Annotated in this window: 15 protein-coding genes and 1 pseudogene; 12 read left to right on the top strand and 4 right to left on the bottom strand. The window is 64.7% G+C overall.

What is annotated here, in order from left to right:
- Nucleotides 1-87 precede the first annotated feature (87 nt).
- The 6 genes and pseudogenes from F3H41_RS03560 to F3H41_RS03535 form a co-directional block, all read left to right on the top strand.
- Nucleotides 88-840: pseudogene (locus F3H41_RS03560) on the top strand (UDP-2,3-diacylglucosamine diphosphatase); the annotation flags it as partial.
- A 269-nt stretch (nucleotides 841-1,109) separates the two neighbouring features.
- Nucleotides 1,110-2,318, top strand: a complete 1,209-nt coding sequence (locus F3H41_RS03555) for an MFS transporter (RefSeq protein ID WP_149737170.1) — start codon at nucleotides 1,110-1,112, stop codon at nucleotides 2,316-2,318.
- Between the two features lie 96 nt (nucleotides 2,319-2,414).
- Nucleotides 2,415-3,560, top strand: a complete 1,146-nt coding sequence (locus tag F3H41_RS03550) for an MlaE family lipid ABC transporter permease subunit (RefSeq protein WP_149738198.1) — start codon at nucleotides 2,415-2,417, stop codon at nucleotides 3,558-3,560.
- A 12-nt stretch (nucleotides 3,561-3,572) separates the two neighbouring features.
- Nucleotides 3,573-4,433: an ABC transporter ATP-binding protein gene (locus F3H41_RS03545; RefSeq protein WP_149737169.1), complete on the top strand. Its 861-nt coding sequence runs from the start codon at nucleotides 3,573-3,575 to the stop codon at nucleotides 4,431-4,433.
- Between the two features lie 93 nt (nucleotides 4,434-4,526).
- The gene (locus F3H41_RS03540) at nucleotides 4,527-5,897 is read left to right on the top strand and encodes an MlaD family protein (protein ID WP_149737168.1); all 1,371 of its coding nucleotides are present in this window, start codon (nucleotides 4,527-4,529) and stop codon (nucleotides 5,895-5,897) included.
- A gap of 157 nt (nucleotides 5,898-6,054) precedes the next feature.
- Nucleotides 6,055-6,669, top strand: coding sequence for an ABC-type transport auxiliary lipoprotein family protein (locus F3H41_RS03535; RefSeq protein WP_149737167.1), 615 nt, complete (start codon nucleotides 6,055-6,057; stop codon nucleotides 6,667-6,669).
- A 340-nt stretch (nucleotides 6,670-7,009) separates the two neighbouring features.
- Here F3H41_RS03535 and hemF read toward each other — a convergent pair whose 3' ends face one another.
- A complete protein-coding gene (hemF, locus tag F3H41_RS03530) occupies nucleotides 7,010-7,927 on the bottom strand; it encodes an oxygen-dependent coproporphyrinogen oxidase (RefSeq protein ID WP_149737166.1) in 918 nt (305 codons plus the stop codon).
- A 159-nt stretch (nucleotides 7,928-8,086) separates the two neighbouring features.
- Between hemF and F3H41_RS03525 the strand changes: the two genes are divergently transcribed.
- Both F3H41_RS03525 and F3H41_RS03520 read left to right on the top strand, forming a co-directional pair.
- Nucleotides 8,087-8,362 carry a hypothetical protein gene (locus F3H41_RS03525; RefSeq protein ID WP_149737165.1) on the top strand — a complete coding sequence of 92 codons (276 nt, stop codon included), beginning with the start codon at nucleotides 8,087-8,089 and terminating at the stop codon, nucleotides 8,360-8,362.
- Nucleotides 8,363-8,567: 205 nt separating this feature from the next.
- The gene (locus F3H41_RS03520) at nucleotides 8,568-9,527 is read left to right on the top strand and encodes a hypothetical protein (RefSeq protein WP_188129328.1); all 960 of its coding nucleotides are present in this window, start codon (nucleotides 8,568-8,570) and stop codon (nucleotides 9,525-9,527) included.
- Nucleotides 9,528-9,542: 15 nt separating this feature from the next.
- Here F3H41_RS03520 and F3H41_RS03515 read toward each other — a convergent pair whose 3' ends face one another.
- Complete coding sequence (locus F3H41_RS03515; RefSeq protein WP_149737163.1) at nucleotides 9,543-9,935, bottom strand: VOC family protein; 393 nt, start codon at nucleotides 9,933-9,935, stop codon at nucleotides 9,543-9,545.
- A 44-nt stretch (nucleotides 9,936-9,979) separates the two neighbouring features.
- Nucleotides 9,980-10,450, bottom strand: coding sequence for a tRNA (cytidine(34)-2'-O)-methyltransferase (locus tag F3H41_RS03510; protein WP_149737162.1), 471 nt, complete (start codon nucleotides 10,448-10,450; stop codon nucleotides 9,980-9,982).
- Between the two features lie 416 nt (nucleotides 10,451-10,866).
- Here F3H41_RS03510 and F3H41_RS03505 point away from each other — a divergent pair, with 416 nt between their 5' ends.
- Nucleotides 10,867-12,732, top strand: a complete 1,866-nt coding sequence (locus tag F3H41_RS03505) for an ABC transporter ATP-binding protein (protein ID WP_149737161.1) — start codon at nucleotides 10,867-10,869, stop codon at nucleotides 12,730-12,732.
- Between the two features lie 195 nt (nucleotides 12,733-12,927).
- Here F3H41_RS03505 and F3H41_RS03500 read toward each other — a convergent pair whose 3' ends face one another.
- Nucleotides 12,928-14,205: a sugar MFS transporter gene (locus tag F3H41_RS03500; protein ID WP_244616119.1), complete on the bottom strand. Its 1,278-nt coding sequence runs from the start codon at nucleotides 14,203-14,205 to the stop codon at nucleotides 12,928-12,930.
- A 315-nt stretch (nucleotides 14,206-14,520) separates the two neighbouring features.
- Between F3H41_RS03500 and F3H41_RS03495 the strand changes: the two genes are divergently transcribed.
- From F3H41_RS03495 to F3H41_RS03485, 3 genes are all read left to right on the top strand, one after another.
- Entirely contained in the window at nucleotides 14,521-16,389 is a 1,869-nt protein-coding gene (locus F3H41_RS03495; RefSeq protein WP_149737160.1) for an ABC transporter ATP-binding protein, read from the top strand.
- Nucleotides 16,390-16,732: 343 nt separating this feature from the next.
- Nucleotides 16,733-17,311, top strand: coding sequence for a ubiquinol-cytochrome c reductase iron-sulfur subunit (gene petA, locus F3H41_RS03490; protein WP_149737159.1), 579 nt, complete (start codon nucleotides 16,733-16,735; stop codon nucleotides 17,309-17,311).
- A 14-nt stretch (nucleotides 17,312-17,325) separates the two neighbouring features.
- The gene (locus F3H41_RS03485) at nucleotides 17,326-18,597 is read left to right on the top strand and encodes a cytochrome b N-terminal domain-containing protein (RefSeq protein ID WP_149737158.1); all 1,272 of its coding nucleotides are present in this window, start codon (nucleotides 17,326-17,328) and stop codon (nucleotides 18,595-18,597) included.
- The last annotated feature ends 19 nt before the right edge of the window (nucleotides 18,598-18,616 follow it).

The raw sequence follows: 18,616 nt of genomic DNA, 5'->3' as shown, positions 1-18,616 counted from the left end.
CTTTCCCCGCCGGATGTCATAACGCTGAAACACGATTCTGTTTTTCACTGCGGGCAGTCGAAGAGCCAGAACCACGCGGGAGGCACCATGACCGGCAAGAGCACACAGACGGAGCCCCGCAAGGTCCGCACCCTCTTTATTTCCGACGTGCATCTCGGATCGAAGGCGGCCCGCACCGATTATCTTCTCGATTTCCTGCGCCATTACGAGGCTGAGACGATCATTCTCGTCGGCGACATCGTCGATGGCTGGCGGCTGAAGCGCTCCTGGTATTGGCCGCAGGGCTGCAACGACGTGGTGCAGAAACTGCTGCGCAAGGCGCGCAAGGGCGCTCGCATCATCTACATCCCCGGCAATCACGACGAGTTCCTGCGCGATTTCCCCGGAACCCATTTCGGCGGCATCGAAGTGGCCGACCGGCACATGCACATTGCCGCCGACGGGCGCCGCTATCTCGTGCTGCATGGCGACCAGTTCGACGTCGTGGTGCGCAATGCACGCCTGCTCGCCTATCTCGGCGACTGGGCCTATGATGCGGCCATCGCCATCAACGTCGTGCTCGCCGCCATTCGCCGCCGTCTCGGCCTCGGCTACTGGTCGTTCTCGGCCTGGGCCAAGCTGCAGGTCAAGCACGCCGTCAACTTCATCGGCGAGTTCCAGAAAGTGGTGGCCGAGGAGGCGCGCGAAGCCGGCGCCGACGGCGTCATCTGCGGCCATATCCACCATGCCGTGATCGCCGATATCGAGGGCATCCGCTACATCAACACCGGTGACTGGGTCGAAAGCTGCACGGCCGTCGTCGAGCATAAGGACGGCACGATGGAGCTTTTGACCTGGCAGCAGGCCGGCGCCGCCCAGCCCGTCAGCGAGAACGATGCCGAAGAGGCCCGCACCACCGAACGTCTTCTGTCCGGTATTCTCGCCCGTCCGGCGGCCTGAGCGCCGCGGCCACCGCATGGCCGAGCGCGGACAAAGCCGGCTCCGCGCGGGCCGCAGGTCTGAGACATTTTTGCAACCCTGAGGCCTGATGCGCGATCGTGATCGGGTGCGTTCTTCCCGCCCCGGCCCGACGCATGGTATCGATTCGTCGACTTTCCAACGGATCTGCCATGACACCCGCTTCCCCGGCCGTCTCGAGGGAGGATGCACCCCGGTTTTTCGAGGCCCGCATCGCTCTGCTCTTTTGCGCACCGCTCATCGTCAACGGCGTTGCCATGCCCTTCCTGCCGGTCTGGCTGCACGGCCTGTCCCTCAGCGATAACGAGATCGGCATCCTGCTCGGGCTGCCCATGTTCATCCGTGTTCTGACGGCGCCGGTCGCCGGCATCATTGCCGACCGCATCCGCGAGCGCGCCCATGTGCTGATCGTCTCCGCGGTCCTCGCGCTCGCCATGGCGCTGTCGCTGTTCCACACCCACAGTTTTCTCGCGATCCTCATCGTTTACGGCCTGCACCAGGCGGTGTTTTCGCCCTATCTGCCGATCACCGAAGCGATCACGCTGACCGGCGTCCGGCGCTGGCGCTATGATTACGGGCGGATGCGCTTCTGGGGCTCGCTCGCCTTCATCGGCGCGACCATGGTCGGCGGCGTTCTGATCGGCCGGCATGGCGGTGACGTGGTGCTGCCGATGATGGCGGTCGGCTGTTTCCTGATGATCGTCACGGCTTTGCTCGCGCCGCGCGTCGGTCGGCCGCGCCAGCCCACACCGCTTGCCGGCCTTGCCAGCCCGCCAGCGCGGGCGCTGCGCCAGTTCGACCTGCAATTGCTGATGCTGGGCGTTGCCCTCGTCAATGGCAGCCACGCCATGCTCTTTGCCTTCTCGGCCATCTACTGGCAGGAGATCGGCTTTTCCGGCACGGCGATTGCGGTGCTGTGGAGCGCCGGCGTCTTTGCTGAGGTTCTGGTCTTCATCTTCGCCCGCGCGCTGCTGCTGCGCTTCAGCCTATGGACGATGATCTTCACCGGCTGTTTCCTTGCCGTGCTGCGCTGGATCCTCTTTCCGCACGATCTTGGCTTTCCCGGCTATTTCGTGCTGCAATGCTTCCACGCCTTCACCTTCGCCACCATGCATGTCGGCATGCAGAACATGCTGGTCAGGCGCGTGGCGGAACAGCAGGAAGCGTCCGCGCAGGGCCTCTATTTCTTCTACAACGGCTCCTTCACCGCGCTGCTCACGCTGGTGTCCGGCAGCCTCTTTGCGCTCTACCACGTTCAGGCCTTCTACATGATGTCCGTCGTCGCCGCCGTCGGCTGCGGGCTGGCGCTTTGCGGCTGGCGATTGCGTCCCGGACGCAACACTGTTCCACTTCCGACCTGAAAAGCGCGCCCTGCACTAATGACAGTTCGCAAGGGGTGACCTAATTAAGGCGTCGTTATTTTCGAAAGATCGAGTCCGGGGCGCGTGAAGGCACAGATCAGACAGGAACCGGTCCTAGCCGGAATCGAGGTCGAGACCGGCGATGACGGGGTCTCGCGCTTCGTGCTGACCGGCGACTGGCGACACACGCAGGCGCCCGCCCTGGCGCAGAAGCTGAAATCCGTGCCGCAGCGCGACGGCGCCGCGGTCATCGATCTCTCCGGCATCACCGGCATCGATACGTCGGGCGCCTGGCTGGTCCGGCGCCTGATGGCTGCACTCGGCGGCAGCGAGGCCGGCGTCACGCTGGAGGCGGGGGAGAGCCGCCGCTATGCCGATTTCATCGAGGCGCTGCCCGAGCGCCTGCCCGAACCGAAGACGGACGGCAACGGGCCGGCTCCGCTCTATCAGCGGCTCCTTGATCCCGTCGGTCGCGCCGTTGTGTCCTCCTGGCAGGATCTTATTGCCAGCATGTATATTCTGGGCTCGGCGGTGCGCGGCGCGCAGCTCAAGCTCGGGCGGGGCAGCGGGCTTTCGCCGGCGGCGATCGTCAACCAGATCGACCGCATGGGCGTGCAGGCCGTGCCGATCATCCTGCTCATGTCCTTCCTCATCGGCGCCATCATTGCCCAGCAGGGCGCCTTCCAGCTGCGCTATTTCGGCGCGGAAGTCTTCGTCGTCGATCTCGTCGGCATCCTGCAATTGCGCGAAATCGGCGTTCTCCTGACAGCCATCATGATCGCCGGCCGCTCGGGCAGCGCCATCACGGCGGAAATCGGCTCGATGAAGATGCGCGAGGAGGTTGATGCGCTGAAGGTCATGGGCCTTTCCCCGATCGGCGTGCTGGTCTTTCCCCGTCTCGTGGCGCTGACCATCGCGCTGCCGCTTTTGACGATCCTTGCGAATTTTGCCGCGCTTGCCGGCGCCGCGCTGGTCTCCTGGGCCTATTCCGGCATCACCTTCGCGACCTTCCTGTCACGCCTGCAGGAGGCGGTCGACATGTCCTCGGTGCTCGCCGGCATGATCAAGGCGCCGTTCATGGCGCTGATCATCGGCGTCGTTTCGGCCGTTGAGGGCTTGAAAGTCGGCGGCAGCGCCGAATCTCTCGGCAAGCACGTCACGGCCTCGGTGGTAAAATCCATCTTCGTGGTCATTCTCGTCGATGGTCTCTTCGCCATCTTCTACGCCGCCATCGATTTTTAAAGGGAGGACCGGATGGACGCCGAACCCAGCCCGCGCCCCCGGAATGGCGCGCTGATAGAGACGCCGGAAGGCGTGGAACACACGGCGACGCGCGACGAGGACGAGCGCGAGGCAATCCTCTCCGTCAAGGGTCTCACCGTCGCTTTCGGCGACAACGTCGTGCTCGACAAGCTCGATCTTGATGTCTATCGCGGCGAAATCCTCGGTTTCGTCGGCGCGTCCGGAACGGGCAAGTCGGTGCTGATGCGCACGGTGCTGCGCCTTCTGCCGCACAAGGAAGGCACGATCGAGATTCTCGGCAAGGATTACGATGCCGCGACCGATGCCGAACGGTTGCAGCTCGATATGCGCCTTGGCGTTCTCTTCCAGCACGGGGCGCTGTTTTCCTCCCTCACGGTGCTGGAGAATATCCAGGTGCCGATGCGCGAATATCTCGATCTGCCGCAGGACATGATGGACGAACTGGCGCGGCTGAAGATCGACCTCGTCGGCCTTGCGCCGGAAGCGGCGAGCAAGTTTCCCTCCGAACTCTCCGGCGGCATGATCAAGCGCGCGGCGCTCGCCCGGGCCCTGGCGCTCGATCCCGACCTCGTCTTCCTCGACGAGCCGACCTCGGGCCTCGATCCCATCGGCGCCGCCGAGTTCGACGATCTCATCGCCAAATTGCGCGACACGCTGGGATTGACCGTGTACATGGTGACTCACGATCTCGACAGTCTGTTTTCGGTCTGCGACCGCATTGCCGTGCTCGGCAAGAAGAAGGTGCTGGTCGAAGGCACGCTCGATGACATGCTGGCCTTCGACGACCCCTGGGTGCAATCCTATTTCAAGGGCAAGCGCGCCCGCTCGGTCGTGGTCGGCGAGCCCCAGTGAGACGATTTTGTCCGGTCCGCCGGACGTGCGAATGAGAATGACAGCGTCGGCGCCCCTAACCGGCGCCTCCCGCAAGGAAGATGGCCGGAACGCATGGAAACAAAAGCCAACTACACGATCGTCGGTTTTTTCACCGTCTTCGTCGTCGCCGCTGCCTTCGGCTTCGTCTACTGGATGTCGCAATACGGCCAGGGCGGCCAGATGGCTCCGCTCGTCATCTCCATTCCCGGCTCCGCCAACGGGCTCAGCGTCGGCTCGCCGGTGCGCTTCAACGGCATTTCGGTCGGCTCCGTGAAGGGGCTTGCGATCAACTCCAAGGATTCGCGCTATTCCGTCGCCCGCACCGAAGTGTCCGTTGACGCGCCGGTCGTTGCCAGCACAACGGCAAAGCTTGAGATTCAGGGCCTGACGGGCGCGGCCTATATCGAACTGTCCGGCGGCAGTCAGGGCGAGGAGAACATTCTCGCCAAGGCGCTGGAGACCGGTCAGCCTGCGACGCTGACGGCGGACGAATCGAGCGTCACGACGCTGCTCACCACCGCCGACCAGATCCTCGACCGCGCCAACACCGCCATCGGCGACCTGCAGGGCTTCGTGAAGGATGTGCGCGGGCCACTGACCCAAACCATCGGCAATGCCGAGCGCTTCACCAAGTCGCTGGCCGACAATTCCGACGGGATCGACAAATTCCTCGAAAGCGTCGCCAACATGTCTGATTCCATCAACTCGGCCTCGGCCAAGCTGAATTCGACGCTGGAAGCCGCCGACAATCTGGTGCGGGCGGTCGATACGAAGAAGGTCGAGACGATCGTGACCAACGTCGAGGCGATGAGCAACGACCTGCGCACCGCATCCGGCCAGGTCACCGATGCCGTCGCCGGCATCCGGCGCACGGTCGAGACCTACGAGGCCTTCGGCAAGAACGCGCAGGAAACCCTGAAACGCGTCGATACGCTCGTCGCCTCCGTCGACCCGGCCAAGGTCGGTTCGGCGGTCGACAATGTCAGCGCGGCGTCTGCCGATGCGCGCGAGGCAGTCGCCTCCTTCCAGCGGCTTGGCGAGACCATCGACCAGCGCCGCCCGGATATCGACAAGACGATCGATCAGGCCCGCGACATGATCGAGAAGCTGAACGCCGCCTCGACGCGCGTCGACGGCATTCTCGTCAAGATCGACGGCTTCCTCGGCGACGCGGATGCGCCCTCGCTGTCGGCGCAGGCGCAGGATACGCTGAAGTCGTTCCGGGCGGTCGCCGACAACCTCAATGCGCAGATCGGCCCGATCGCCGACAATATCAAGCGTTTCTCGGGTTCGGGCCTGCGCGACGTGCAGGCGCTCGTCGATGAGACGCGCCGCACGATGCGCACGCTGCAGGATACGATCTCGACCTTCGACAAGGATCCGCAGCGGCTGATCTTCGGCGGTGAGACGGTGAAGCAGTATGACGGGCGCACGCGCCGGTAACGGCCGCGGAGACGAGGCGGCCGCGCGCCCCCACCGTCGAACAGTGCCCCGGCGCCTGTGGAACCTGTTCCCGGCGCCGGGTTGAAGAGAATGGGCATTTGCTTTCCGGTCGGCGGTCTCTAAATTCCGGGCTGGGTGATGAGAGGTTGGAGTATCGATGGCGCGTCCTTCAGGCAGTTCGGTCCGTTTTTCCCTCGTTCGGGCCGCAACGGCTCTGGCTCTGGCCACGCTGGCGCTGGCCGGCTGTGCCGGGCAGGCGACCAACGACACCTTTACCTTGAGCGCCATGCCGGCTGTCGAGGGCCGCGCCGCCAAGGGCCGGCAGCTTCTCGTTCCCGAGCCGTCGGCGCTCAAAGCCCTCGATAGCGAACAGATCGTCGTCCGCCTCTCGGGCGCCGAGCTACAGTATCTCGCGCAGTCGCAGTGGAGTGACCGCCTGCCGCGCATGGTCCAGTCGAAGCTCGTGCAGGCCTTCGAGGCTTCGGGCCGCCTCGGCGGCGTCGGCAAGCCGGGCGAGGGGCTGGCGATCGATTATCAGCTTCTGACCGATATCCGCGCCTTCGAGGTCTCCACCGCCGGTCCGCAGCGCGCCATCGTCGAGATTTCCGCCAAGCTCCTCAACGACCGCAACGGCACCATCGTCGCCCAGAAGGCCTTCCGCGCCGAAATCCCGGTCGCCGGCTCCGGCAACAAGGCCTTCGTCGCCGGCCTCGACAAGGCGTTCGCCACTGTTGCTGCCCAGATCGTCTCCTGGTCGCTGGGCGTGATCTGAGGGCGGGTGATTGCGGCTTCTCAGCCCGGCCGCGCGATCACCCCACCCGCCGCTTTGCGGCGACCTCCCCCTCAAGGGGAGGTAGGGTCGCCGCGGCGAATGCTGCATTTTCCACGGTGAGGGACATGTGCGCCGGTTGCGGCGCTCTCCCACCCGCCCCTTGAGGGGGCGGGTCGGCGCGTGCGCCGGGGTGGGGTGACCTTGGGCACAGGTCAAATGACGAGGAGGACGGCTTGCGCGCCAACAATGCGGGCAATCCGTCACGTCCACCCGATCTCCCCCCTTGTGGGGGAGATGTCCGGCAGGACAGAGGGGGGTATCCCACCCGCCCGCGCGGCCTTCACGCCGGCCAGCGCACCATCGGCGGCATGGACGAGAGGATCGAATCCACATTGCCGCCCGTCTTCAGGCCGAAGATCGTGCCACGGTCGTAAAGCAGGTTGAATTCCACGTAGCGGCCGCGCCGGACCAACTGTTCCTCGCGGTCCGCCTCGGTCCACGGCGTTTCGAAATTGGTGCGCACCAGGCGCGGATAGACCAGTGAAAAGGCCTGGCCGACATCGCGGGTAAAGGCGAAATCGGCGTCGAAGCCGCCCTTTTCGGCCGGCGAGTGCAGCCAGTCGTAGAAGATGCCGCCGACGCCGCGCGGTTCGTTGCGATGCTTGAGGTGGAAATACTCGTCGCACCAGGCCTTCAGTTTCGGATACGCGACAATGTCCGAATGGCGGTCGCAGGCCAGCTGCATGGCGCGGTGGAAGAGTTCGGTGTCGGGGTCGTCCTGGCGCCGGCGCCGGTCGAGCACCGGTGTCAGATCAGCGCCGCCCCCGAACCAGCGGCTGGTCGTCACCACCATGCGCGTGTTCATGTGGACGGCCGGAACGTTCGGGTTGACGGGATGGGCGATCAGCGAGATTCCGGAGGCCCAGAAGCGCGGATCTTCGTCCGCACCGGGCATCTGGCTGCGGAACTCCGGCGAGAATTCGCCATAGACCGTCGAGGTGTGCACGCCGACCTTCTCGAAGACGCGGCCTTCCATCATCGACATGCGCCCGCCGCCGCCTGCGCCGTTTTCCCTGAGCCAGTCCTTGGCGACGAAGCGGCCGGCAGGCCTGTCGGCATTCGGGCCGGTCAGTTCGTCCTCGATCGCTTCGAAGGTGGCGACGATGGTGTCGCGCAGGCCTTCGAACCACTGGCGGGCCTCGGCCTTGCGGGCCTCGATGTCATCGGGCAGGCCCTTTGGCAGTTGCGGTCGTTCCATCGGGTGCCTCCTCACACGCGCTATCCCTGTTTCCTGACAGTTCGACCATTCGGCCAGCAATTGCAACGCCCCCTTGCGGCGAGGGCACCGCAATCGGCTGGAAAGACTCGCAAAATCGGCGCCTGCGTCCTATCTTCAGGCTGTAGCGAGGGGCATCCGATGGCAGGCATGAGACCGTTACCACCACTGGAAGGCTTGCGCCGGCAGATCGAACGCCGCCGCAGGGAGGAGACCAAGGGCACGGCGAACCGTATCCGGCGCGACCTTTTTGTCCGGGAAACCTTCCGACTCGATCGCGAAGCCGCCCGCGAGAAGGCGCGCGAATGGTTCAAGGCCTTCCCCAAGGCAGCCTACTGGACCGAGGTGGAAAGCTGGCGCCAGCTCGATGGCGACGAAATCGAATTCACCATGCGCCGGCTGCCGACCGCCGACTGAAGACGCTCTCATGTGACGCCACGTCATCGCCCGCCCGCGGCCTTGCCTGGAAAAAATGACATTTCATTCGAATTTTATTGAATGCGCGAAGCGTTCCGCAAAATCTTCTCGCCATACTCCCGCCATGGCTCGAAGAACCGGATTGGTGGCTCCTCGGGCGTGACCGGTAAAGATGAGCCGGCCATCGGATCAGGGGACTTCGTACATGACGACCATGGGGATCAGCGCAGCGACCGCCTCGGCGCTCTCGCTTCTGAACGGTGCCAGCCGCGTCCAGCAGCGACAGCCGGTGCGCGCAACAGGCGCGCGGAAAATCAGCACCGGCGTTTCCGCCGATCCCGCGGGCTACTGGTCGGCCACAGGGGCGCTCGGGGCCGAGCGCCTGTCGCTCGCCAGCGCCGAAGACGCCACTTCGCTGTCCGCCGCCCTTGCCGATTCGGCCGCCATCGGCATCGATACGGCCCGCGCCGTCGTCGGCGAAATCCGCAAGCGCCTCATCCAGGCCCAGGCCGAATCGGGCGACAACAAGGGTCGCCTCGACAGCGAGATCGAGCGGCTGAAGGCGCAGTTGTCCGCCGTCGTCGCCAAGGCCGGTTTCAACGGCCAGAACTGGCTGAAAACCGAAACTCACGAAAAGCCGGGCCTGCGCTCCATCATCGCCGCCGTCGATCCCGTCGGGGAGCGGCCGGTGGTGCGCACCATCGATGTCGATACCGCCCGCACCAACCTGATTGCCGAAGGCGATGCCGAAGATGGTCTCCTGACGCGCAGCTACACCGGCAAGACCCGCACCGGACGTGGCTTCGATTACCACCTTATCGGCGGCATCTCGGAAGTCGCGGCCTCGGGCGAAGAGATCGGCCTTGACCGCAACACCCGCATCGACGAACTCGAAGGCATGATCCGCGCCATCGACGCCATGCTCGGGGGGCTCACCACGGCCCGCACGGTCGTCGGCTCGGCGGCGGCCCGTGTCCAGACCACCACCAGCTTCACCCAGATCCTCGACGGCATGGACGACAGCGGCATCGGCCGGCTCGTCAACAGCGACATGGAAGAGAATTCGGCCCGCCTCGGCGCCGAACGCGCCCGCGCCGCCCTCAAGAACCTCGGCCTCGGCATCGCCAACGCCGCCCCGCGGGCGCTCGCGAACGTGATGGATTGAGGACGTCCGTTTCGATTACTCGTCCGCCACGAACTCGACCTTGATGCGGTCGGGGTCTTCAACATAGAGCGCGTAATAGTCCTCTCCGCCATTGGCAAAGGGGTAGCGGTCGTCGTAGAGCAGGCTCGCGCCTGTCTCGATGCAGAATTGCCTCAGCGCGTCCACCTCCGCGCGCGTCGCCACCCGGAAGGCCAGATGATTGAGGCCGACGGCGCCGCGGTGATAGGGCCGGGAGCGGTGCTTTTCCGCCACCTGCACGAAGGTCAGATAAGCGTCCTCGCCCTTGCCCACCGTAAAGCCGTCCGCCCAACGCCCGTTTTCCTCATAGCCGATGCGGCCAAGAATTCCGGTCCAGAAGGCGTGAGAGCGGTCGATGTCGGAAACATAGAGTTCGACGTGATGCAGCATGCGGCGCAACCCCTTGCGTTGGCGGGCAGAACGTGGCGCCCCGCTCACACGGTGCCAAACCCGCCCGTCTGCCGCAAGGCCTCGCCCGCCACCATTGCTGCGGTCACGGCGACGTTCAGCGAGCGCATGGCCGGCCGCATCGGCACCAGCACCCGCGCCTCCGCCGCCGCATGCACGCTCTCCGGCACGCCGGCACTTTCGCGGCCGAAGAGCAGGATGTCGCCGTCTGCATAGGCGAAGTCCGTATAGGGCAAGGCGGCCATGGTGCTGGAGAGCACCAGCCGGCGAGCTTGCATGGACCGCCAGTCCTGGAACGCGGCCCAGGTCACATGCCGCGTCAGGGCGGCTGCGGCGATATAGTCCATGCCGGCCCGCTTCAGGTTGCGGTCGGAGAGGTCGAAGCCGGCCGGCTCGATGACGTGGACGCCGAGCCCGAGGCAGGCGGCAAAGCGCAGGATCGTGCCGGTATTGCCGGCAATGTCGGGCTGGTAGAGCGCGATGTCGATCATGGCCATCGTCCGTCTTTCCTCGCATGTCCCGTGCCGCTTCGGCAGCACGGCTCTGCTCCGGCGGGTAGTCGATCTGTGCCGAATTGGCAACAGGCGGGCCGCATCTGCCGTTTCGTTGGGCAGCCGGGCTGGCGAGCCTCGGCAAAAGCCGGTAGAACGTCACCATCTCAACGCGAACCGACGGAGGGCTGCCGAATGACATTTCTGTTTCTTGCGCCTTTCCGCATGGCTCTCCAGCCGCCGCTCTGCTGACCGGTTTCGCCGTTTTCATCGATTGCACTGACATCGATTTGCGTGCCGCCCGGTTTGCCCCGTTCTAGGGAAATCGGTTCGTCACCGCCTCAACCGGCTCCCTGTTTTATGTGACATATGCCGCCCGGCCCGTTTCCGGCTGATTGCGGCCTCTCTCAGGAGTGTCTTTCATGTTCGCCTGGTTCGAATCCCGGCTCAATCCCTTCCCGACGGAGGAGCCGACCGTTCCGCCGAAGGGCCTCGTCGCCTTCTGCTGGCACTATACGCGCCCCACCGCGCCGTGGCTGGCGCTGCTTGGCCTGTGCTCCATGCTGATCGCGTTCGGCGAAGTCTTCCTCTACCAGTTCCTCGGCAATATCGTGGACTGGCTCTCGACGGCCAACCGCGAGACGTTCCTGCAGGATGAAGGCACGCACCTGATCTGGATGGCGGCGCTGCTTCTCATCGGCCTGCCGCTCGTCGGCACGCTGCACACGCTGACCATGCATCAGGCGCTGGCCGGCAATTACCCGATGATCGCGCGCTGGCAGATGCACCGCTACCTGCTGCGCCATTCCATGACCTTCTTCGCCAACGAGTTCGCCGGCCGCGTCTCCACCAAGGTGATGCAGACCTCGCTGGCCGTGCGCGAAGCGGTCATGAAGATCATCGATGTCTTCGTCTATGCGATCAGCTTCTTCGTCTCGATGCTGGCGCTGGTGATTGCCGCCGACTGGCGCCTCGTGCTGCCGCTGCTTGCCTGGTTCGTCGCCTATGCCGGCATCCTGCGCTACTTCATCCCGAAGCTGCGCAAGTCCTCGAGCGATCAGGCCGATGCCCGCTCGATGATGACCGGGCGCGTGGTGGACAGCTACACCAACATCGCGACGGTGAAGCTCTTCTCCCATGCAGGCCGCGAGGAACGCTATGCCCGCGAGGGCATGGGCGAGTTTCTCGGCACCGTGCACCGGCAGATGCGGCAGATCTCGGCGCTCAACATCCTCATCGACATCAACAATGCGGTGGCGATCTTCGCCGTGGCGGCCCTCAGCATCTATTCCTGGCTGACGGGCACCATCTCGGTCGGCGCGATCGCGGTGGCCATCGGCCTTGCCATGCGCATCAACGGCATGTCGCAGTGGATCATGTGGGAAGTCGCCGCGCTCTTCGAAGCCATCGGCACCGTCTATGACGGCATGAGCATGATGACGAAGGCGCACGACATCGTCGACCCGCCGGCCGCTCCGGCGCTCAGCGCCCCGCGCGGCGCGATCCGCTACGACAACGTCACCTTCCACTATGGCAAGGCGGGCGGCGGTGTCATCGAGGGCCTGACGCTCGACATCCGTCCGGGCGAAAAGGTCGGCCTTGTCGGTCGCTCCGGCGCCGGCAAGACAACGCTGATGAACCTGCTGCTTCGCTTCTACGATCTCGAAGGCGGGCGCATCACCATCGACGGCATGGACATCGCGACGGTGACGCAGGACAGTCTGCGCGGCCTGATTGGCGTCGTGACGCAGGATACCTCGCTTCTGCACCGCTCCATTCGCGACAACATCGCCTATGGCCGGCCCGAAGCGAGCGACGCCGAGATCGTCGAGGCGGCGAAACGGGCGAATGCCTGGGACTTCATCGTCGATCTCGAGGACATGCATGGTCGTCGCGGTCTCGATGCCCAGGTCGGCGAGCGCGGCGTCAAGCTCTCCGGCGGCCAGCGCCAGCGCATCGCGATCGCGCGCGTGTTCCTCAAGAACGCGCCGATCCTGATCCTCGACGAGGCAACCTCGGCGCTCGATTCGGAAGTGGAAGCCGCGATCCAGGAAAACCTCTTCGCCCTCATGGAAGGCAAGACGGTGATCGCGATCGCCCACCGCCTGTCGACGCTGACGGAGATGGACCGGCTGATCGTGCTCGAACGCGGCCGCGTGGTCGAGACCGGTTCGCATTCAGAACTCGTCGATCACGGCGGCATCTACGCCGCCCTCTGGGCCCGCCAGTCCGGCGGCTTCCTCGCCGACGATGCGGAGGAGCCGACGGCGGCTGTGCTTGCGGAGTGACGTGAGACCGAAATGACAAAGGGCGCCGCAAGAGATCGCGGCGCCCTTTGTCGTTCTCGTCAGCGTCTCTTCCCACCGTCATCCTCGGGCTTGACCCGAGGATCCATGCCGCGAGCGCACCCGCTGCGGCACGGATGGTCGGGTCAGGCCCGACCATGACGGAGAGGCAGTGCCTTAATATCGACCAGCACCCCCTTACGCCGGGCGGCTGCCCTTCAGGCCGTAATAGACGATGAAGAGGTAGCAGAGCACCGGCATCAGGAAGGCGTGCTGGATGCCGATGTGGTCGGCGAGCGCGCCTTGGGCGAGCGGAAGGATGGCGCCGCCGACGATGGCGAGGCAGAGGATGCCGGAGCCCTGGCTGGTGTGGCGGCCAAGGCCGTGCAGCGCCAGCGAGAAGATGGTCGGGAACATGATGGAGTTGAAGAGGCCGATCGCCAGTACCGCCCACATGGCGAGCGAGCCCGAGGTGAAGACCGTTGCGAGCAAAAGCACCGTTGCCACGGCCGCATTGAAGGCGAGCGCCTTGCCGCCCGGCACATAGCGCATGGCGGCCGAGCCGATGAAGCGGCCGATCATGGCGCCGCCCCAGAAATAGGTGACGTAGTGGGCGGCTTCCGCCTCCGGCATGCCGGCGATCGAGGCTTCGCCGAGGAAGTTGACGAGGAAGCTGCCGATCGAGACTTCCGCGCCGACGTAGAGGAAGATCGCGACGGCGCCGAGCACCAGATGGCGATGGCTCCAGGCCGAACCGGTCTCGGCGATCGGCGAGAGATCCTCGAGATCATCGACGGCCGGAAGGCGCAGCGCCGCAAACAGGGCGGCGAGCGCCAGAAGCGCGGCGGCAAGGCCCATATAGGGCAGCTTCACCGCAGCCGCTTCGGCGGCCTTTACGGCGTCAATCTGCTCCGGCGTCATGGTGGCGGTGGCGGCCGCCGCGCTGCCGAGGATGAGGAAGGCGCCGAAGGCCGGTGCGACCGTGGTGCCGAGCGCGTTGAAGGCCTGCGTCAGCGTCAGGCGGCTGGCGGCCGTGTCCGGCGGGCCGAGCACGGTGACGTAGGGGTTGGCCGCCACCTGCAGCAGCGTGATGCCGCTGGCAAGCACGAAGAGCGCGCCGAGGAAGAGCGGATAGGAGCGCTCGCTGGCGGCCGGCACGAAGAGGCCGCAGCCGATGGCTGCGACCACGAGGCCGGCGACGATGCCCCATTTGTAGGTAATGCGCTTGACGATGGCGCCGGCCGGCAGCGACACGAGAAAGTAGGCGCCGAAGAAGCAGAACTGGATCAGCATCGACTGCGTATAGTTCAGCGAGAAGACGTTGCGCAGATGCGGCACGAGAATGTCGTTCAGGCAGGTGATGAAGCCCCACATGAAGAAGAGCGTGGTGAGCGCGATCAGCGCGAAGCGAAAGCTGGACGGAGCGGAAGCCGTCGCGGCCCCGGACGAAACGCCGGAGGCCTTGGTCTGTGGGATACTGGCCACGATGGGAACCCTTTTTGAGACGACGCCCGTGCCCCGCCGGGGAGGACGAGGGGCAGGGCGCCTGATGACGCCGACCGGCCTTGGGAGGCGCCGGGCGGAGCCGGAAAAACGAACTGGTCTTTCAGGGCTTTCCTGCCGGAGGCGGAAAGCCATGGGCGCGATCTATGGCGCCAGGACCCGCTTGGCAAGCATTCAAAACGCTTTGGATGCCGCTTTGGCGCTGTCATCCCCGTCCGCGGCTCATTGCCGGCATCCCTTGACAAAGATTAATTTGCCGCAACGCGGGAAGGGGCTATATCAGCGCCCATGATGAACCGGATCTTCAAGACCTTCGAAACATGGATTGATCCCTTCGCGGAGCGGGCCGATCTGAGGCCACCGCAGCCGCTCCTTTCCTTCGTCTGGTTCTATCTCCGGCAGGCGAAGCTGCCCTTCTTCCTGATGCTCGTTCTCGGCGGCGCGACGGCCGGCATCGAGGCGGCGACCTTCTGGTATGTCGGCCGCATCGTCGACATTCTCGACACGCTGAAGCCGGGGGACGGCTGGAGCAGGCTGATCGCCGCCCACGGCCTCGAACTCCTCACCATGCTGCTGCTCGTCGGCGTTGTGCGCTTTCTCGTCACCTTCCTGACGGCGCTGATCGATCAACAGGTCATCACGCCCGGTTTTTACAATCTCGTGCGCTGGCAGTCCTATGTGCATGTCGCCCGCCAATCGATCTCCTTCTTCCAGAACGATTTTTCCGGTCGCATCGTCACAAAGGTCTGGTCGGCGGGGCAGGCGACCGGCGATGTCATGACCTCTTTCATGGAGAGCATCTGGTTCGTGGCGATCTATGCGGTCTCGACGCTCGTGCTGATCGGCAGCCTCGATCTGAAGCTGGCCGCCATCGTCATGCTCTGGATCGTCGCCTTCGCCTTCCTCGCGCGCTATTTCGTGCCGCGCATCCGCGAGCATTCGCGCGCCTCGGCAGAGGCCTCCTCCATGTTGTCGGGCCGCATGGTGGATGCCTATTCCAATATCCAGACGCTGCGCCTCTTCGGCCGTGCCGAGGAAAACGACCGCTACATGCGGGCCGGCTTCGACATCTACCAGGAGACGATCCTGCGTTTCACGCGGCTGCTGACGGGCGTGCGCGCCTCCATGTCGCTGTTGTCGGGCATCATGATCGTCTCCATGGCGGCGCTCTCGATCCATCTCTGGCTCTCCGGCCTCGTCACCTCGGGTGCCGTCGCCTTCACCATGGCGCTGGTGCTTCGCCTCAATTTCCTGCTCGGACGCCTGATGACGCAGCTCAACGGCATCATGCGCAACATCGGCACGATCCAGAATTCAGCCGATCTCCTCTCGCAGCCGATCGGGCTGGTGGACAGGCCGGAGGCCAAGCCGCTCGTCATCCGGCAGCCTGATATCCGCTTCGAAAACGTTCGCTTCCACTACGGCCGCGAAAGCGGCGTCATTGACGATCTCTCGCTCACCGTCCGGCCCGGCGAGAAGGTCGGCATCGTCGGTCGCTCGGGCGCGGGCAAGTCCACCCTCGTCAACCTTCTCCTGCGCTTTTACGATGTCGAGGGCGGGCGCATCCTCATCGACGGGCAGGATATCGCCGCGGTGACGCAGGAGAGCCTGCGCGGCCAGATCGGCATGGTCAGCCAGGATACCTCGCTGCTGCACCGCTCGATCCGCGACAACATCCTCTTCGGCCGCCCCGATGCGGACGAGGCGGCGCTTCGGGACGCCGCCGAGAAAGCCGAGGCGCTCGCCTTCATCGAGCAGCTCTCCGATCAGCGCGGCCGCACCGGTTTCGACGCCCATGTCGGCGAGCGCGGCGTAAAACTCTCCGGCGGCCAGCGCCAGCGCATCGCCATTGCCCGCGTCATGCTGAAGAATGCGCCGATCCTCGTGCTCGACGAGGCGACCTCGGCGCTTGATTCGGAGGTCGAGGCGGCCATCCAGTCCAATCTAGAGCGTCTGATGCAGGGAAAGACGGTGCTCGCCATTGCCCACCGCCTTTCCACCATCGCCGCGCTCGACCGGCTGGTCGTCATGGATCGTGGCCGGATCGTCGAAGACGGCACCCATCAGGAACTCATCCGGCGCGGCGGCCTTTACGCGGATCTATGGAGCCGGCAATCCGGCGGCTTCATCGGCCGCGATGAGGCCGCGGCGGAGTAGCTGGCCGGACCGGCCCGTTTCAGCCGTGAAACCAGCGCCTTGGCGCCCGTCAATTCCACCCGTCAAATCCCGCGACATAGTGGCCAGCTGTCATTGCGACACTGGACACGGGCGCTGTTCACGCATAGAACGCGGCGGATTGAAGGGGGAATCTGTGTCCGGCTGATGGCAGGCGAGGCGGGGCACACGGGTGGGACGGCCAAAAAATCCTTTCCGTGTTTCAAGCTCGCTTATTGATCTGGCGCAATTTCTTCGCTCAACTGCGTGCGGGGGCAAGGGCTTAGCGCCGACCGGCAGAGGCTGCGGGTTCCGCAAGAGAAATGCGTGAGAGGATGGTTTGACCGTGAGCGAACACGAGACAACGAGCGAAACGTCCGGCGAGCCGACTCGCCGAGATTTCCTGTACCTGACGACCGGTATGGCGGGCGTCGTCGGCGCCGCGGCCGCTGCCTGGCCCTTCATTGACCAGATGCGTCCGGATGCATCGACGCTGGCGCTCGCCTCCATCGAGGTGGATGTGTCGAGCCTGCAGCCCGGCATGTCGCTGACCGCCAAGTGGCGTGGCAAGCCGATCTTCATCCGCAACCGCACCGATGCGGAAGTGGAAGAGGCCAAAGCCGTGCAGCTGGCCGACCTCAAGGACCCGGTCGCCCGCAATGCCAACCTCGCACCGGATGCGGCGGCGACCGACGTCGATCGTTCGGCTGGCGAAGGCAAGGAAAACTGGATCGTCATGATCGGCTCCTGCACCCATCTCGGTTGCGTGCCGCTCGGCCAGGCCGGTGATTTCGGTGGCTGGTTCTGTCCCTGTCATGGTTCCCACTACGATACGGCCGGCCGTATCCGGAAGGGTCCGGCGCCGCAGAACCTTGCCGTACCGACCTTTTCGTTCGTCAACGACACCGTCATCAAGATCGGTTGAGGGGGAACCAGTTCATGAGTGCAGATCATTCGACCTACCAGCCGTCGACGGGGATCGAAAAGTGGATCGACTCGCGCATGCCCTTGCCGCGTCTCGTCCACGACAGCTTCGTTTCCTATCCGGTTCCACGTAACCTCAATTATGCCTACACCTTCGGTGCCATGCTGGCGGTGATGCTCATCGTGCAGATCCTGACGGGCGTCGTGCTCGCCATGCATTATGCCGCCGATACGACGGTCGCCTTCAACTCCGTCGAAAAGATCATGCGCGACGTCAACCACGGCTGGCTGCTGCGCTACATGCATGCCAACGGCGCATCCTTCTTCTTCATTGCCGTCTACCTGCACATTGCCCGCGGCCTCTACTACGGCTCCTACAAGGCGCCGCGCGAGATCCTCTGGATCCTCGGCGTGGTGATCTTCCTGCTGATGATGGCGACCGCCTTCATGGGCTACGTTCTGCCCTGGGGCCAGATGTCCTTCTGGGGCGCGACGGTCATCACCGGCTTCTTCTCGGCCTTCCCCTGGGTCGGCGAGGGCATCCAGCAGTTCCTGCTCGGCGGCTTTGCCGTTGACCAGCCGACGCTCAACCGCTTCTTCTCGCTGCACTATCTGCTGCCCTTCATGATCGCCGGCGTGGTGATCCTGCACATCTGGGCCCTGCACGTTACCGGCCAGACAAACCCGACCGGCGTCGAGGTGAAGTCCAAGACCGACACCGTGCCCTTCACGCCCTATGCGACGCTGAAGGATGCGCTCGGCATCTCGATCTTCCTGATCGTCTACGCCTGGTTCGTCTTCTTCATGCCGAACTACCTCGGCCACCCCGACAACTACATCATGGCCGATCCCCTGAAGACCCCGGCGCATATCGTTCCGGAATGGTACTTCCTGCCCTTCTACGCCATGCTGCGCGCCATCACCTTCAATGTCGGCCCGATCGATAGCAAGCTCGGCGGCGTTCTCGTGATGTTCGGTGCGATCATCGTGCTGTTCTTCCTGCCTTGGCTCGACACCTCCAAGGTCCGCTCGGCCGTCTACCGTCCCTGGTACAAGCTGTTCTTCTGGATCTTCGTCGCCAATGCCATCATGCTCGGCTGGCTCGGCGCCATGCCGGCGGAAGGCATCTACGTGACGCTGTCGCAGACCGGCACGGCCTACTACTTCGGCTTCTTCCTGGTGATCATGCCGCTGCTCGGCCTGTTCGAAACGCCGAAACGCATCCCGAACTCGATCACCGAATCGGTCCTTGAAAAGAGCGGCAAGACCGCTGCGGCCAAAGCCTGAGCGCGTGAGAGGAATACAT

Source organism: Rhizobium sp. RU20A, assembly GCF_900155885.1.
GTDB lineage: Bacteria > Pseudomonadota > Alphaproteobacteria > Rhizobiales > Rhizobiaceae > RU20A.
The sequence above is the reverse complement of the archived record's forward strand: the minus strand, read 5'-3'. Positions and strand labels throughout refer to the sequence as shown.